The organism is Marinobacter sp. (assembly GCF_033722195.1).
Classification (GTDB): Bacteria; Pseudomonadota; Gammaproteobacteria; order Pseudomonadales; family Oleiphilaceae; genus Marinobacter.
Genome location: NZ_JAWVZL010000071.1, coordinates 1 through 15,851, shown reverse-complemented (window position 1 = coordinate 15,851; position 15,851 = coordinate 1). Strand labels below are relative to the sequence as shown.

General features: G+C 64.2%; 13 protein-coding genes. 2 read left to right on the top strand and 11 right to left on the bottom strand.

The window, feature by feature from the left end; genetic code table 11:
* Positions 1-27: 27 nt before the first annotated feature.
* From R3280_RS12210 to R3280_RS12185, 6 genes are all read right to left on the bottom strand, one after another.
* Positions 28-393, bottom strand: coding sequence for a response regulator (locus R3280_RS12210; protein ID WP_318998887.1), 366 nt, complete (start codon positions 391-393; stop codon positions 28-30).
* Between the two features lie 9 nt (positions 394-402).
* Positions 403-2,223, bottom strand: coding sequence for a SpoIIE family protein phosphatase (locus R3280_RS12205; protein WP_318998886.1), 1,821 nt, complete (start codon positions 2,221-2,223; stop codon positions 403-405).
* Between the two features lies 1 nt (position 2,224).
* On the bottom strand, positions 2,225-2,545 hold the full coding sequence (locus R3280_RS12200; RefSeq protein ID WP_318998885.1) for an STAS domain-containing protein: 321 nt from the start codon (positions 2,543-2,545) through the stop codon (positions 2,225-2,227).
* An 18-nt stretch (positions 2,546-2,563) separates the two neighbouring features.
* Positions 2,564-3,769 carry a methyl-accepting chemotaxis protein gene (locus R3280_RS12195; RefSeq protein WP_318998884.1) on the bottom strand — a complete coding sequence of 402 codons (1,206 nt, stop codon included), beginning with the start codon at positions 3,767-3,769 and terminating at the stop codon, positions 2,564-2,566.
* Positions 3,770-4,059: 290 nt separating this feature from the next.
* A complete protein-coding gene (locus R3280_RS12190; protein ID WP_318998883.1) occupies positions 4,060-4,740 on the bottom strand; it encodes a hypothetical protein in 681 nt (226 codons plus the stop codon).
* 83 nt (positions 4,741-4,823) lie between these two features.
* Complete coding sequence (locus R3280_RS12185) at positions 4,824-6,947, bottom strand: 4Fe-4S binding protein (RefSeq protein WP_318998882.1); 2,124 nt, start codon at positions 6,945-6,947, stop codon at positions 4,824-4,826.
* A gap of 214 nt (positions 6,948-7,161) precedes the next feature.
* Between R3280_RS12185 and R3280_RS12180 the strand changes: the two genes are divergently transcribed.
* Positions 7,162-8,103, top strand: coding sequence for a sodium-dependent bicarbonate transport family permease (locus R3280_RS12180; protein ID WP_318998881.1), 942 nt, complete (start codon positions 7,162-7,164; stop codon positions 8,101-8,103).
* Here the strand turns inward: R3280_RS12180 and R3280_RS12175 are convergent.
* Positions 8,100-9,014: a histone deacetylase gene (locus R3280_RS12175; RefSeq protein ID WP_318998880.1), complete on the bottom strand. Its 915-nt coding sequence runs from the start codon at positions 9,012-9,014 to the stop codon at positions 8,100-8,102. The genes R3280_RS12180 and R3280_RS12175 overlap by 4 nt on opposite strands.
* A gap of 117 nt (positions 9,015-9,131) precedes the next feature.
* The gene (locus tag R3280_RS12170) at positions 9,132-10,808 is read right to left on the bottom strand and encodes a methyl-accepting chemotaxis protein (protein WP_318998879.1); all 1,677 of its coding nucleotides are present in this window, start codon (positions 10,806-10,808) and stop codon (positions 9,132-9,134) included.
* A gap of 156 nt (positions 10,809-10,964) precedes the next feature.
* Between R3280_RS12170 and R3280_RS12165 the strand changes: the two genes are divergently transcribed.
* The gene (locus tag R3280_RS12165) at positions 10,965-12,425 is read left to right on the top strand and encodes a patatin-like phospholipase family protein (protein ID WP_318998878.1); all 1,461 of its coding nucleotides are present in this window, start codon (positions 10,965-10,967) and stop codon (positions 12,423-12,425) included.
* Positions 12,426-12,471: 46 nt separating this feature from the next.
* Here R3280_RS12165 and R3280_RS12160 read toward each other — a convergent pair whose 3' ends face one another.
* From R3280_RS12160 to R3280_RS12150, 3 genes are all read right to left on the bottom strand, one after another.
* Positions 12,472-14,703, bottom strand: coding sequence for a YgiQ family radical SAM protein (locus R3280_RS12160; RefSeq protein WP_318998877.1), 2,232 nt, complete (start codon positions 14,701-14,703; stop codon positions 12,472-12,474).
* A gap of 114 nt (positions 14,704-14,817) precedes the next feature.
* Positions 14,818-15,024 (bottom strand): DUF3565 domain-containing protein, encoded by a 207-nt coding sequence (locus R3280_RS12155; protein WP_318998876.1) that lies wholly within the window; start codon positions 15,022-15,024, stop codon positions 14,818-14,820.
* Between the two features lie 3 nt (positions 15,025-15,027).
* On the bottom strand, positions 15,028-15,726 hold the full coding sequence (locus R3280_RS12150; protein ID WP_318998875.1) for an SDR family NAD(P)-dependent oxidoreductase: 699 nt from the start codon (positions 15,724-15,726) through the stop codon (positions 15,028-15,030).
* Between the last annotated feature and the right edge of the window lie 125 nt (positions 15,727-15,851).

Below are 15,851 nucleotides of genomic sequence, written 5' to 3'. Positions count from 1 at the left end.
GTCCCCCTACCGGTATGAATGACGGGCTTACCCGATGACTTTCTGCACCACCTGCAGCAACTTGCCGGGCTCGAAGGGCTTCACCAGCCAGCCGGTGGCGCCGGCGGCCTTGCCCTTGGCCTTCATCTCCTCACTGGCCTCGGTGGTGAGGATGAGGATGGGGGTGCGGCGATGGCGGCTGTCACTACGCAGCGCCTTCGTGAGCCCGATGCCGTCCAGCCGCGGCATGTTCTGGTCGGTGATCACCAGATCCAGGTTGGTCTGGCGAGCCTTGTCCAGCGCCGCCTGGCCATCGGGCGCGTCGGAAACCTCATAGCCGGCGCCCTTGAGGGCGTGACTCACCATTTGCCGGATGGAGACGGAGTCGTCGACGATCAGAACGGATTTGGCCATGTTGCTTCCTCACTCTGTTTCAAAATGGGTTACCGGCCCGCTTCCGGGCGGACGGGTGGATTCGGGCCAGCCCTTGCCGGGCCGGGCATCCAGGATGATCTGGAACTCGGCGGTGGCACCACCGTCGCTGTAGCTGAAGCTGTCCGCCAGTTCACCCACCAGGCGCAGACCGCGGCCGGAAGGCTGACTGTCGCTGGCGGCCTTGTGATAGTGCTCCGATTCAAAACCGCTGCCGGTGTCACTGATGGACATGGTCAGCAGATAGTGGCCCTGGAGCTGGTCCATATTGGCGCGGATGAACACGCCGCCGTGGCGGAGGGCCTCCAGCCGACGCCGGCGTTCGCTGAAGTACTCGTCAAACCCTTCCGGCGAGTTTTTCAGGGCCGAGTCCAGTCCCAGCACGCCATGATCAATGGCGTTGTTGATCAGCTCGGTAATACAGACATGGGCCCGGTCGGCGCTGCGCCCGGTCAGGCCAATATGAGTCAGCATCTGGTTGACCATCGGCGACAGCTCGGCATCTTTCAGGGTCTGGCCCCTGACGCCAACGGAGAAATACCAGCCCTCCCGGCTCCGGCTCTGCATCATGGCGCCATCCGTCATGGCGTCGTTGCCTATGGAGATTTCCGGCTGGTAGGTGAGCTCGCCGCTCTCGAAACCGATCAGTGGCAAAACCAGGATAGTGCGATCGTCCCGGGCGTCGGTGCCGCCGGAGAATCGGTCGAGGGCCTGATTCACCGCCAGGGTAATGTCCTGGTCCCGCTCCGGACAGGTCACCACCGCTTCAAAACCGGTCACGCCAAACATCTCACCCGTGGGCGACTCGGTTTCGACAATACCGTCGGTACAGGCCAGCAGGGCGTGGTTGGGGTCGTAAACACAGGCGGCCAGGCCTGGATCGAAGTCTTCATCCGGCAGCACGCCCAGGGCCGGATGGCAGGACGGGAAGCGGCGGATCAGCTCCCGTCTGTGATCATCAAAGAGCCAGGCGGGCGGATTGCCACCGTTCCAGATCTCCAGCCGCCGGGAATAGGGCTCCACCATGATCAGGGTGGCGGCGACAAAGCGACCTCTGGGCAGACTTGTCCTCAGGCGGGCATTCAGTTCCCGTGCGATAGCGCCCAGGCTGTAGCCGTCCCGGGCCAGCCGGTAGAAGGTCTCGGCCGCCGGCATCAGGGTCAGCGCTGCTGGCAGACCATGGCCGGTGGCATCGGCCACCAGGCTGTAGTGGCGCTGGGAGGGGGTGCGCAGGGTGACGATCATGTCGCCGCTGAACTCGCCGGCGGGGGTCACCATGTACTGGGCGTCCACCTGCTGCTTGCCATCGCCCTGGAAGATCCGGTCCAGCAGCTCCCGGGCCAGGTCGTTATCGGCGCGATTGCGGTTGTAGTAGCGCTCAAGGGCGTCGGTTTTTTCCTGCAGGTCGCTGTAGAGCCCGGCGATCCGTTGGGAGGCGGCCAGTTCGGCCTTGAGCAGGGGAAAGCTGATGGGCTTGGCCAGGTAGTAATCAGCGCCGATATCCAGGCCCTTCACCTGGTCGTTCTCCTCGGCATTGGCGCTGATCATCATGATCGGCACCCAGGTCTCAAGCCGCCGCTTAAGCTCGGCACAGAGGGTCAGTCCGTCCATCACCGGCATGGTGACGTCGATGATGAACAGATCGAACGCCGCTCCGGAGAGGAACGCATCCAGGCCTTCGGCGCCGTTCTCGGCGCTGACCACCTGGTGACCCTGCTGATTGAGGAAGCTGCCCAACAGACTGCGGGTGGCCACATCATCGTCCACCAGCAGAATGCGCAGTTTCCGTTGTCCGGAAGCTTCCGGCTTCATATCACCTCTCTATCTCGAACATCCGGTCAAAGTGCGCCACATCGAGAATCTCACGCACCACCCCGCTTGCACCCCGGATGGAGACGGTCTTACCGGACTCCTTGGCGCGGTCCAGCAAAACCAGCATCACGCCCAGGGCGGCGCTGTCCAGGTAGTGGAGCTGACCGAAATCCAGCACGATTTTTTTAACATCCGGTTTTTCCAGCACCTGGCTCTGCTCCTCCTTGAACAGCGAGTACTGGCTGAAATCAAAGCGCCCCTGCAGCGCAAGCACGGCAACACCGTCAGTCACCGTGTAGTGAACGTTGAAATCCGCATCCATATTCTGTCCTACCCCGTGTTAGAAGAGATCCACACTGCCTTCCGACAGATCTTTCTGTTTCACCGCGCTGTCGCGGATGCCCTTGTAGGCTTCCCGCAGCGCTCCGATTCGTGACCGCAAACGCTCCCGCTGTTCTTCCGGGGCCGCCGCGGCCCCCACGGCCGGCAGGTCGTTGCGGAGCAGCTCCAGGTGCTCGCGTACCAGCTCGGTGCGCTCGTTCATGCGGTCCAGAAGCTGGGTCACCATGTCCTGGAACTGCATCTTGGTGACGATCTGGCTGACGTCCGCCTGCACCGACTCGGCGATGTCCGCCAGCTGGGCGACCCCCTCGTTGCGGGCCTGGTCAAGGCTCTCCACCTCGTCCATCAGGTTGTCCACCGAGCGTTTTGACTGCAGGGAGAAGTTCATGTCCTGGGACGCCATGTCGTTGATGGCCTGCTCGGCGGAGCCCACCAGACCCTGGGCCTTGCCCACCTTGGTGCGGATCTGTTCGTTGAATTCCTCCGCCCGGCGGGACAGCGCCTGCACCTCTGAGGCCACCACCGCGAAGCCGCGGCCGGACTCGCCGGCGCGGGCGGCCTCGATGGCGGCGTTAACGGCCAGCAGGTTGGTCTGGCTGGTAATGGCGTCCATGTCCTTGAGGGTGGCGCCGATGTCGGCCATCTCCGCGCTGATATCATGCATGACGTCCACCAGCTCCACGGACACGCGGCTCATTTCCACGATGGTGTCGACGAACCGGCCCATCAGCTCACCCACATCGCGTACCATATGGCGGTAGGACACTTCGTCGTCTTTGTCGGTGGTAAAGGGGGCAACCACCTCCTGCTGTTTAAGGGTGTGGTTCTCGAGGCGTACGAACAGGTCGCCCAGGGCGGGCACGGCGTCCTCCAGCAGGGCCCTGGCCTGCTGGCTTTCGGCGGTGAGGTCTTCGATCAGGCTGGTCTGCTGGCCCACCAACTGTTCGATCAGCTCGGAGGCATCGTCGGCTTTTTCATCGCCGGCGGCCTGCTGGTCCGCTGCCTGGCGGGCCGAACGCCGCTCCATCCGGTACACCAGCGCCAAAATCATAACGGCGCCGGTCAGCAGGGCCAGACCCTGGACCAGTCGCGAGTCCACCAGCAGCCACACCACCAGCATCGCCAGCAGCGTCGCCACTACAAGGACGGTGGGCTGCCGGTACCATTGCATGCCAGTGTGCTGCTCGCGGCTCGTGCGGGCCATAATCAAATCATCTCCTTTGCGGTGACCACGGAATGGCTGCCAGTGATTGTGTAGCGGCCATACTCATGTCGACTTGAAAAGAAATTTACGGCGGGATTTTGATTACGGATCGGTAAGAACTGTCAAAAGATGTAAAGGCTCACGTCGAATCGGCCCCGGCCCCTGCCGAACGGGCATTGCCAAGGACTCAGAAGTAGTCCGGAAAAGCCGGGTTAATACAGTTAGCGCAGTTCACAGAGCTAAAAAAAATTTTGGCGAGGACGCAAATGGGGGCGGACGGCGACTCGGGATCAGCCGGTCCAGAGCCTGGCGACAAAGCCACTGCTGCGCCACAGCATAGCCACCCAGACCGCATGCAGGTTGATCAGCAGCGCCAGCACCCATTCGAAGGCATCCTCCCACCGCTCATGAAGATCCGGCGTCACGCCGTCCAGCAGCACCGAGAAAATGCCGATCAGCAGCGTCACCTGGCACAGCCACAGCAGGCGCTGGCCGGTGTCACCCATGGTTACATGGGCCCGCAGAGCGGCGCTCAGCAGCAACTGGTTGATGAAGGTGAGGGAGAAATAAAGCACCACGCCGATACGGCGGATCAGGTTGAAGGCGTCGCCGCCGTGGCCGAGAGCCAGGGTGTAGGCGCCCAGCGCCAGCCCCGCCACCAGGCCCAGCCACGGCAGCCATGCCGGACCCCGGCCCTGACAGCCCATCTGCCGCAGCCAGGCGGCATTGAGCAACCAGAACAGGATGCCCAGCAGGGCCGCCGGCAGCATGGTGCCCTTGAAGATGAAATAGGCACTGCCGTGACGACCGGTCTTGCTGATGCTGGTGCAGCTCTCCCAGTAGGGCATGCACCAGGCCACATGGCCCTCGAGCACCGATACGAAAAAGGTGGTATGGATGGTCAGCAACGGCACCAGGCCGGCGGCCAGTCCCAGCCACCAGAGTTCGATTCCGTTGCGTTTGAGCACCATGCACCTGCCTCCCACCGCCCGCTGCCATCCAGACTAGAAAAATCCGGCAGCGGGCACAACTGGCGGTCAACCGTGCCGGAACTTCAGGCCACGTTGACCACCGGAATGCCGGCCTCACGGCGATGCCGTTTTTTGCGGATCAGCTTGTCGACGCACTGGTCCCCGTCCCTCAGGATAACCACGCACTCCAGGCACTGGATGCATTCGTTGTAGTCGATCCGGCCGTCGTTGCGGATGGCGTTGATCTCGCAATGATTGCGGCAGACCTGGCAGGGCTGGCCACACAGCTTGACCCGTTCCAGCCAGCTGAACAGGCGGAATTTGCCCAGCACCGCCAGCCCCGCCCCCAGCGGACACAGGTAGCGGCAGAAGAACTTGTGCACGAACATGCCCACCACCAGCAGACCCACGGCGTAGACCACGAACGGCCAATAGCGCCAGAAATAGAGCGTCAGACTGGTCTTGAAGGGTTCCACCTCCGCCAGCTGCTCAGCCAGGGTCAGCGAGTAGAACGAGGTGCCCACCAGACCCACGAGAATCAGGTATTTCAGGTGGATCAGGCGCCGGTGCCAGGCCTCGGGTACCTTGCGCTGGCGCAGTCTCAGTTTCTTACCCAGCCAGGACGCCATTTCCTGCATGGCGCCGAAGGGACAGAGCCAGCCGCAGAACAGGCCCCGGCCCCAGATGAACAGAGTCACGAAGGTGAAGCTCCAGAGAATGAAGATCACCGGATCCAGCAGGAAGGTGCCGATTTCGAAGCCGTCGTAGAGCGACAGCATCAGGGTGAAGATGTTCACCACCGACAGCTGGCCCTGGGCATAGAAGCCGATGAACAGCAGGGTGAAAAACAGGAAACCCCACCGGAAACGGTGCACCAGTCGCGGGAACCGGCTGAAATGGCGCTGGCGGGCGAAGAACACCGTCAGCACCGTCAGCCCCAGCACCAGGATAACCACCTGGAGCCAGCGATCCTGCCAGAGCCCCACCCAGGCCGGCAGCCGGTCCTGCTCCACCGGCGGCGCCACCTCAACGGTCTCGAACAGATCCCGGGGCAGGTTCATGACGGTGCTGAAGCTGGCCCGGTCCGACACCAGGTGGTTCTTGGGCAGCTCCAGATTCATCACCAAACTGGCCTCGGCACCGGGATTGAAACCGCCACTGCCGCCCATCTTGAACAGGTGAGCCTGCTGGAACTCGGGCATGCCATCCGCCTGCAGCCGGGTGTCGCCATCCAGCCGGTTCATGTCCCGCAACTCCACCACCAGCCCACTCTGCTCCAGCAGCAGGCGGCCGGGTACGGTGCCGGGCCGGAAGTCCGCCGGCACATGGGTGAACAGGCCGTTGGACATCACCGCCAGCATCTGCTCGCCGGTCTTGAGGTTGTCGGAGAGCCGCTCGAAAGCCGCGTCCCCCAGCAGGTTGCGACCGATCATGGGAGCACTGGCGTAGGCGAAGTAGATGTCGGTGAAGGCCTCGCCAGGTTCCGGCTCGGGCACTTCCGGGTAGCTGTCCAGGCTGTCGCCGATGATGGCCTCGGCCTCCTCCACGCTCAGACGCCAGTGGCCGATGTAGCCCCGCGCCAGCATCTGCTGCCAGTCCAGCGGCTCGTACAGGTCCGGTTTGGGCCGCGCCGCCGGCGCCTGGGCAAAGGCTTCCAGCCTGTTGCGGGCCACCTTGAGGGCGGACGACAGCACGGTGTCGTTGATGATGATCACCGATATGGTGGCGGAGGTGACGCCGTCGAAGTAGATCACTCCGCCCTCACCCTCGGCATCACTGCCGGCTTTCTTGCTGTTGACCACGATATGCTCGGTCAGTGACCGGCCCTGATACTGGTCCACGAAACCGAACAGGGGCTCCTCCCCCAGACCGTGCAGGAACACCGGCTCATGGTGGTCGAGCACCTGTACGCCGGTGAAGTAGCCGTCGGTATTGATGCCGATCAGCAGGCTGATGGGCTTGCCGGAATAGCCGGTCAGGTCGGAGATGTCCCGGGACTCGTAGGCGTAACCCAGCAATTCGCTCAGCTGGTAGACCGGGTAGACCGGATAGTCCGTGCGTTTGTCGTCAATCCGGGTGGCCTTGGGAAACAGCTGCTGGATGCGGGCCTGCATGTCCGGCGATGGCTCAGCCTGCAGTGGCGGCACCAGCCCCAGCATCAGCAGGATCAACGCCAGACAGGTGCGAATGCCGCTCGGGATCATCATCGGGCTCCGGTTCTTGTTCTCGACTGACCAGTCTCCCGCCGGCCGCAAGGCCCCTCAAGTCTACTTCCGACCGAGATCAGCCCTACCCTGGTAGCAATTCGTGCCGGGCCACAATCAAGAAATGGTGCAATTGACCTGGCGGCGTTCCGCCACAACACTGGGACCAACCGCTGCCTTTTGCGGTCTTTTTTGCAACCACAGCAGCGATGACGCCATGCCAGACATCATTGTCATGTTTTTCCTGCTCGGCCTGGTGGCCGGCGCCCTGAAATCCGACCTGTCCATTCCCCGGGAGGTCTACGACATCCTCAGCCTGCTGCTGATGCTGACCATCGGCCTGAAAGGCGGCATGGCGCTGCATGGCAACATTGCGCCGGCCCTGGTGCTGGAGATGGCGGCGGTGGCCCTGCTGGGCTTTGCCCTGCCGCTGCTGCTGATACCCCTGCTGCGCTACGGGGTGAGGTTGTCCACCGCCGACACCGCCAGCTTCGCCGCTCACTATGGCTCGGTCAGTGCCGGTACTTTCGCGGTGGCACTGGCCTGGGTCGAGGCCCGCGGCCTAAGCGCCGGCGGCCAGGTCACCCTCTACCTGGTGATGCTGGAATTGCCGGCCATCCTGGTGGGGCTCTGGTTCTACCGCCGCTTCAGCGCGCAGGCCGCAACAACCACCGGCTCACCGCTGTGGCAGGAAACCCTCACCAACCGCAGCGTGGTGCTGCTGGTGGGCGGAGTGATCATCGGCGCGGTCTATGGGCCGGAAGAAGGTAGCGGCGTTACCATTCCCCTCACCAACGCCTTCTCGCTGGTGCTGTCGCTGTTCCTGCTGGAAATGGGCCTGGTGGCCGCCGACACCCTGCGCAATCTGCGCTGGAGCCACTGGCGGGTGGTGATGTTTGCACTGGTCATGCCCACCGTGCTGTCGATCCCGGGGCTGGCCATGGGCACGCTGCTGGAACTGGGTACCGGGTCCACCGTCATTCTGGGGACCCTCACTGCCAGTGCCTCCTACATTGCCGCTCCGGTGGCGGTCCGCCACGCCATTCCCGACGCCAATATCGGCCTGGCCATGCTGGCCTCACTGGGGGTGACCTTCCCTTTCAATGTGCTCCTGGGCATCGGCCTCTACCACAGCATGCTGACCTGGGCTACCGGCTAGTGTCCCCGCTCCGACCATAACCGGGCGGCGGCCTCCACGACGATGGCGTGACGCCGGGCCAGGGCGCGCCGGTCGTCGTCGTAGCCGCCACCGATCACCGTGGCCACGGCAATGCGCCGGTTCAGCAACTCGGACAGCACCCGGTGGTCACGCTCGCCAATGCCGGCTTCGGTGATCGCCAGCTGGCCCAGCGGATCGCCCTCGAACACATCCACACCGGCGTCGTAGAGCACGATATCCGGCTGAACCTCGGCAAGGACCTCATCCAGTGTGGTCATGACCGCCTCCAGGTAGGCCCCATCGGTCATGCCGGCGGCCAGCCCCACATCCCGGTCACTGGTCTGTTTGCGGAAGGGGAAGTTACGCTTGCAGTGCAGTGAGCAGGTGAAGGCGGCGGGCTCATCCGCCAGCAGAGCCGCGGTGCCGTCGCCCTGGTGCACATCGCAGTCGAAGATCAATACCCGCTTCACTCCGGTCTGCTTAAGCAATACGCGAGCGGCGATGGCCAGGTCATTGAGAATGCAGAAGCCGGAGGCGTGGTCGTAATGGGCATGGTGGGTGCCGCCGGCCAGGTGGCAGGCAATGCCATAGTGCAGCGCCAGTTGGGCCGTCAGCACCGTGCCGGAGGGTGCCAGCAGGGTGCGCTTGCGCAGGCCCTCACTCCAGGGCAGGTTCATCTGGCGACGCTCGGCCGGGGTCAGGGTATTGCTGGTAAAGCGGTGCAGGTAATCCGGACAGTGCACCTGGGTCAGCCACTGCTCACGGCAGCGGCCGGGCCGGTAGCAGTTGTTGCTGGTGAGGATGCCCTGGTCGGCCAGATACTCCGCCAGCAGGCCGAACTTGGCCATCGGGAACCGATGCTGCTCGGGAAACGGGAAGCTGTAATCGGGGTGGTAAACCAGCGGTAGCATGGGCTCGGAATCCGGACCTGAAAGTCTGGTTTACGGCGCCAACGGGGGCCTGGTTCTGCCCGGCATCCACCGGACGGGAACAGGAGCCTCCGGAGAGACTCCTGCTCCGGCAGCGGTTCAGACCTTGAACCGGCCCACCAGGTCGCGCAGGTTCTCACCCAGGCGCGCCAGCTCGTGACTGGCGTCACTGGTCTGGTTGACGCCAGTGTCGCTCTGCTGGGCCGCTTCCACGATTCGTACCACATTCTTGTTGATTTCTTCTGCCACCTGTCCCTGCTGCTCCGCCGCCGCGGCGATCTGGGTGACCTGACTGTGGATGGTCTCCACCGAGCGCTCGATGGTCTTGAGCGCATCGGTGGCGAAGTTGATGCGCTCCACGGTCTCCCCCGAACGCTCCTGGGACTTGCGCATGCGCTCGGTGGCGGTACGGGATTCCGCAACAAATCCGTCGATCATGGTGCGGATCTGGTCGGCGGACTCGGCGCTGCGCCGTGCCAGCTGGCGGACCTCGTCGGCGACCACGGCGAAACCACGGCCGTGCTCACCGGCCCGGGCAGCCTCAATGGCGGCGTTCAGCGCCAGCAGGTTGGTCTGGTCGGTGACCGCCTGGATCACGTCCAGCACCTGCTGGATGTCGTCCGACTTCTGCGCCAGGGCATCGATCGTGCCGGCGCTGAGGGCGATTTCCTCGGACAGCTGGTTCACCGACTGCTGGGCACTGCTGACGGTCTTGCCGCCTTCCTGGGCCAGGCGATCCGCATCGGAGGCGGCGCTTTCCACCTCACTGGCGTTGCCGGCGATCTGCTGCACCGTGGCGGCCATTTCGTTGATGGCAGAGGCGATCTGGTCGGTTTCGGAGCCCTGCACTTGTACCGACTCCCGGGTTTCCTGGGCCACCCGGCTGAGTTCCTCTGCCGCCGAGGCCAACTGGTCGGTGGTGCTGCCCACCTCACGGATGGTGTCCTGGATACGGCTGACAAAGGCGTTGAAGCGCTGGCCAAGTTCCGCCAGCTCGTCACTGCCCTCGTCCGGCAGGCGCTGGCGCAGATCGCCATCGCCGGTGGCGATTTCCTGCATCAGGCTGCTGACGCGGTTCAGAGGACGGGTCACCGAACGGCCTACCACGAGACCCAGACCGACCGCAGCCAGCACCACCAGGCCCGATTCCACAGCCAGGAAGGTCAGGGTAGTGGCCGCCTGCTCATTGATGTCGGCCCGGGCGGCGTCCACCACCTTCTGGATATCGGTGGTGTAGATGCCTGCGCCCACCATCCAGTCCCATTCGGGAATCATCACAGCGTAGGACAGCTTCGGCTCTTCGTTACCAGAGCCGGGGTTGACCCACTGGTAACCATAGAAGCCGTCATTTTCCGCCGCTGCCATGATGTTCCTCACCAGCTCCCGGACCACCGGCTTGGTGGTCGGTCCTTCGGCGTCAGGGTTCGGCCGGTAAGCCATGTTGTTGGTCTGCCGGTCGTAGGCGAACACATAGTTGTCATTGCCGAAGGTCATGGCCCGCAACCGATCGCGAACCTCTTCCTGGGCCTCAAGCCTGGTCAGGCCCGGCCTCGCCATGACCTCCTCCACCTGGGAATAGGCCATCCGCACCACATCCCGCAAACTCTCCTTGCGGGAGTCCAGCAGGTTCTGTTCTAGGCGCTGCAGCTCGGCATCCGCCTGACTCTGAATCTGGGCGTAGGCACTCCAGCCCATCACCCCAGCGGTCAGAATGACCGGTACCAGTACGCCGATCATCAGGCGGGAGCGAATGCGCATTTGGCTGAGTCTGATCATGGGAAAACATCACATTGAGAGGGAATTTGCAGCGGTCATTCTGCAATCCGGGCACGGTATTTTCCGTTGGGTTTTTGTTTAAACAGGTAAACGTTTTACCGTTTATGGCCGCAGCCGGCAGTCCACAGGAAGCCTCTGATCGGTTATGGTGACCCCATGAGACCTAACGCACGAGCCAGAAAACAGCTGGAACAGCAGCTGGCGGCAGCCCGCAGCTACGAGCAGTGGCGGGACGCCGCCACGGCCCTGGACGACATGGACGGCCTGCTGGCCTGGCGCGAGCGGGGCGAGACCGACATGCTGCACGAAAGCCTGATGCGCGAGCACATGGACGTCATGGCTCGGTGCCGGCAAAGCCGCGACATGCGCCGGCTGATCCGCGTGCTGCAGGAGAGCCTCTACCGCCATCTCGGTGAGCTTTCCAACCCGGACCTCTACGCCATCGCGCGTACCGGCACCAAGCGTCTGGTCAGCGAGTTCCTGGACGAGGTGGAAACCTCCATGACGTTCATCTGCGACCATCCCATCCCGGAGGTCACTCCGGACGGCAAGTTACAGCTGTTCCGGGACGCCGAGCGGGTGTACGGCCGGCCGGCACTGATGCTCAGCGGCGGCGCTGCTTTCGGGGTCTATCATCTGGGCGTCACCCGGGCGCTCTGGCGCCAGGACCTGCTGCCGGACGTGATGGCGGGCTCCAGCATGGGGGCCATCGTGGCGGGGGCCATCTGCTGCCGTGACGAGGCTGAGGTGGAGGCCTTCTTCGAGCACCCAGAGCGTATCCATCGCCAGGCTTTCCGGTGGTTGGGGTTGATGGAGGCCCTGCGGGCCGGCCACGCCATGGACCCGCGCCAGCTTCACGAGCACCTGCTGTGCAACCTGGGCAGCGCCAGCTTCCGTGAGGCCTTCCAGCGCAGTGGCAGGATCCTGAGCATCTCGGTGTCGCCCACCCGAACCCAGCAGAAGCCGCGGCTCCTCAACCACCTGGCCTCACCGGCGGTGCTGGTGGACTCGGCGGTCATGGCCTCCTGTGCGGTGCCGGGCATCTACCCGCCGGTGACGCTGCGGGCCAGGGAGCCCGACGGCCAGCATCAGGGCAGCGTGCCCTACATGCCCACCGAGAGCTGGATCGACGGCAGTGTCCATGGCGACCTGCCACTGATGCGGATGGCCCGTCTGCACAACGTCAACAAGACCATCGTGAGCCAAGCCAACCCGCATGTGGTGCCCTTCATCAGCCATCTCCACCAGCGCGGCATCAAGGCGCGGGCCAAGCAGGCGGCGGTCTCGGTTGCCCATGGCCAGGTGGCCACGGCGCTCAAGCTGACTCGCCAGAGCCCCCATCCGGGCATCCTGCGACCCCTGCTGGAACAGGCCCACGCCATGGCGAGCCAGGATTATCTGGGCGACATCAACATCCACTTCCCGGTGCGCCCGGCGCTCTATCGCAAGGTGTTGTCCAACCCCGACCCCGAGGACCTGGAGATGTTCATCCGATTGGGGGAGCAGGCCACCTGGCCGCGGATCGCCATGATCCACGACCAGACCCGGATCAGCCGGGCCTTTGATCGCTGCATCCGGCAGCTCAAGGCCGAGGTGGCACAGCAGAACGGCGCCTGAGTCGCCAGCGTCACGCAGTAGGTCAACGAATGAACCAGCCGGGACACTAACCCCGCACCGGGCGTTGGCGTGCCACCTTGCCGGGTTTCTTTGCTTTCGGCCGGCCCGGCAACGGCTTGCTGCCGGTGGTGGAACGCGGCGGCAGGCCGGTGTGCTGGGTCAGCAGTGGCTTGCCGGCACGGCCCGCCCCCGGTGGCGTGGAGTTCTTGCGCCGGGCACTGTGATAGCCCTCGGTCTTGGGCTGGTAGGTGGGGATCAGGTGCTTCTTGCCGTTACCGATCAGGTCCGCCCGGCCCATGCGCTGGAGCGCATCCCGCAGCAGCGGCCAGTTCTTGGGATCATGGTAGCGCAGGAAGGCCTTGTGCAGGCGGCGCTGGTTGGGGTCCTTCACCGTGCCCACCTTCTCGGACTTGTAGGTCACCTTGCGCAGCGGATTGCGGGCGGTGTGGTACATGGTGGTGGCGGTGGCCATGGGTGAGGGATAGAACGCCTGCACCTGGTCGGCCCGGAACCCCTTGGCCTTGAGCCAGAGCGCCAGGTTCATCATGTCCTCGTCGGTGGTGCCCGGGTGGGCGGCGATGAAGTAGGGAATCAGGTACTGCTCCTTGCCGGCCTCTTTCGAGTACTTGTCGAACATGGCCTTGAAGCGGTCGTAACTGCCGATGCCGGGCTTCATCATCTTGTCCAGCACGCCTTCCTCGGTGTGCTCCGGGGCAATTTTCAGGTAGCCACCCACGTGGTGGGTCACCAGCTCGCGGACATACTCCGGCGACTCCACCGCCAGGTCGTAACGCAGGCCCGAGGCAATCAGCACCTTCTTCACGCCGGGCAGCTCCCGGGCCTTGCGGTAGAGCTCGATCAGCGACGAATGGTCGGTGTTGAGGTTCTCGCAGATGCCCGGATAGACACAGGACGGCTTGCGGCAGGCGGATTCGATCTCCGGCGACTTGCAGGCGATGCGGTACATGTTGGCGGTGGGACCGCCCAGGTCCGACACCACGCCGGTGAAGCCGGGCACCTTGTCCCGCATGGCCTCGATTTCCCGGATGATGGAATCCTGGGAGCGGTTCTGGATGATGCGGCCCTCGTGCTCGGTGATGGAGCAGAAGGTGCAGCCGCCAAAGCAGCCCCGCATGATGTTCACCGAGAACCGGATCATGTCGTAGGCGGGTATCTTGGCCTTGCCATAGCTGGGGTGCGGCACCCGCGCGAAGGGCTGGTCGAAGACGTAGTCCATCTCCTCGGTGGTCAGCGGAATCGGCGGCGGGTTGAACCAGACGTCGTGCTCGCCGTGCTTCTGCACCAGGGCGCGGGCGTTGCCGGGGTTGGTTTCCTGGTGCAGCACCCGGTTGGCGTGGGCGTAGAGTACCGGGTCATTGCGCACTTTCTCGAACGACGGCAGCCGGATCACGGTGTTGCCCCGGCGCACCTTGGAGCTGGGCAGCAGGTCCACCACCACGGTCTCGTCGCTTTCCTGCAGCGGCCCGGCCTCCTGGGTACTGGCACAGCTGGCCGTTTCCTGGGTATTGACGTAGGGGCTGATCAGCTTGTCGATGCGGCCGGGGCGGTCCACCCGGGTGGAGTCCAGTTCGTAGAAGCCCTCAGCCGTATCGCGGCGGATAAAGGCCGTGCCACGCACATCGGTAATGCTGTCCAGCGACTCTCCCAGAGAGATGCGGTTGGCCACCTCGGCGATCGCCCGCTCGGCGTTGCCGTAGAGCAGGATATCGGCGCCGGAATCCACCAGGATGGACTTGCGCACCTTGTCCTGCCAGTAATCGTAGTGGGCAATGCGGCGCAGCGAGGCTTCGATGCCCCCCAGCACCACCGGCACGTGGCCGTAGGCTTCCTTGCAGCGATGGGTGTAGACCAGGCTGGCCCGGTCCGGGCGCTTGCCGCCCTCGCCACCGGGGGTGTAGGCGTCGTCGGAGCGGGGTTTACGGTCGGCGGTGTAGCGGTTGATCATCGAATCCATGTTGCCGGCCGCCACGCCGAAGAACAGGTTGGGCTCGCCCAGCTTCATGAAGTCGTCTTTCGAGTTCCAGTCCGGCTGGGCAATGATACCGACCCGGAAACCCTGGCCTTCCAGCAGCCGGCCGATCACCGCCATGCCGAACGACGGATGGTCCACGTAGGCATCGCCGGTTACGATGATGATGTCACAGGAGTCCCACCCCAGCTGGTCCATCTCCTCCCGGCTCATGGGCAGGAAGGGCGAGGGTCCGAAACACTCGGCCCAGTACTTGGGGTAATCGAACAAAGGCTTGGCGGATTGCATGGCGGCGAGCCGGGCTCCTGGGAATCGGTAGGCGTGTATGGCGGCGGATAATAGCACAATTTTTAACCAAACCCTATGCTGTCAGCCGCCCGCCGGCGCGGATCATATCGCAAATCAGCCCCGGTCGCGCGCCTCGCCACAGTCGCATTTCAGGCACTCGAGCGTCTGCCCGAGGCGCCCGGCACGTCCCGTCTCGGTAATTACCCAGGGCCGGTTGACCCAGGGCGGGTCATGGCGCACGTGCTGATTGTGGCCGCAGGCCAGTCGCGCCACCCAGTGGTTCTCTTCATCCTGGTGGTATCCGACAATGGCCTGGCGCATGGGTTACCAGCTCTCCCCGAACGGCCGCAGGTCCAGCTCGAAGGTCCAGCCCGAGCGGTGCTGCTGGCACAGCGCCCAGACCGCGTCGGCGACCGCATCGGCCTGGATGAAGAAATCATCCTGCTTGTCCGGCAGCATCTTGCGGGTGCGCGGCAGGTCGATCACCCCGTCGATCACCAGATAGCCCACATGGATGTTCTCCGGCCCCAGCTGCCGCGCCAGGGACTGGGCCAGGCTGCGCTGGGCGGCCTTGGCGGAGGCGAAGGGTGCGGTGTTGGCCCGGCCGCGCCAGGCCGCGGAGGCACCGGTCACCATGAGGTTGGCCTGGTCGTGCTTGCGCAGCTGGGGCAGCACCGCCTTGGCGGCCATGGCCAGGCCCAGGGTGTTGACCTTCCAGGTGTGCTCAAAGTCCGCCTCGGTGCTGTCTTCTGTCGTTTTGAACACCCCCGCCCCGGCGTTGTAGACCAGGGTCTGGACCGGCCCGAGTTCGTCCTCGATGCGCCCCAGGGCCTTGTGGATCTGGTCGCTGTCGGTGACATCGCAGACAAACCCGGTGGCGCTGCCGTAACGCTGCTCCATGTCGCTCAGGGTGTCCTCGCTGCGGGTCAGCATGGCGACCTGATAACCCTCGTCGCAGAAGCGTCTGACCAGGGCCTCCCCGTTGCCCGGGCCGATTCCGATGATGGCGCAAACCTTGTCCATCGTTGCATCTCCCTTTCATCGAATGAGCCACCAGTATGGCAAGACCGCCGACGACCACCACCCCGAGCCGGCGTCAGATGTGGAAACGCCTGGACAAAAAAGGGGCCGGGCATAGGCCCGACCCC

What these genes read in the sequence shown, in the direction of transcription:
- R3280_RS12180 (WP_318998881.1), top strand. Translation starts at nt 7,162, where the DNA reads ATGCCAGACATCATTGTCATGTTTTTCCTGCTCGGCCTGGTGGCCGGC.
- R3280_RS12170 (WP_318998879.1), bottom strand. Translation starts at nt 10,808, where the DNA reads ATGATCAGACTCAGCCAAATGCGCATTCGCTCCCGCCTGATGATCGGC.
- R3280_RS12175 (WP_318998880.1), bottom strand. Translation starts at nt 9,014, where the DNA reads ATGCTACCGCTGGTTTACCACCCCGATTACAGCTTCCCGTTTCCCGAG.
- R3280_RS12195 (WP_318998884.1), bottom strand. Translation starts at nt 3,769, where the DNA reads ATGGCCCGCACGAGCCGCGAGCAGCACACTGGCATGCAATGGTACCGG.
- R3280_RS12165 (WP_318998878.1), top strand. Translation starts at nt 10,965, where the DNA reads ATGAGACCTAACGCACGAGCCAGAAAACAGCTGGAACAGCAGCTGGCG.
- R3280_RS12205 (WP_318998886.1), bottom strand. Translation starts at nt 2,223, where the DNA reads ATGAAGCCGGAAGCTTCCGGACAACGGAAACTGCGCATTCTGCTGGTG.
- R3280_RS12190 (WP_318998883.1), bottom strand. Translation starts at nt 4,740, where the DNA reads ATGGTGCTCAAACGCAACGGAATCGAACTCTGGTGGCTGGGACTGGCC.
- R3280_RS12210 (WP_318998887.1), bottom strand. Translation starts at nt 393, where the DNA reads ATGGCCAAATCCGTTCTGATCGTCGACGACTCCGTCTCCATCCGGCAA.
- R3280_RS12155 (WP_318998876.1), bottom strand. Translation starts at nt 15,024, where the DNA reads ATGCGCCAGGCCATTGTCGGATACCACCAGGATGAAGAGAACCACTGG.
- R3280_RS12150 (WP_318998875.1), bottom strand. Translation starts at nt 15,726, where the DNA reads ATGGACAAGGTTTGCGCCATCATCGGAATCGGCCCGGGCAACGGGGAG.
- R3280_RS12160 (WP_318998877.1), bottom strand. Translation starts at nt 14,703, where the DNA reads ATGCAATCCGCCAAGCCTTTGTTCGATTACCCCAAGTACTGGGCCGAG.
- R3280_RS12200 (WP_318998885.1), bottom strand. Translation starts at nt 2,545, where the DNA reads ATGGATGCGGATTTCAACGTTCACTACACGGTGACTGACGGTGTTGCC.
- R3280_RS12185 (WP_318998882.1), bottom strand. Translation starts at nt 6,947, where the DNA reads ATGATGATCCCGAGCGGCATTCGCACCTGTCTGGCGTTGATCCTGCTG.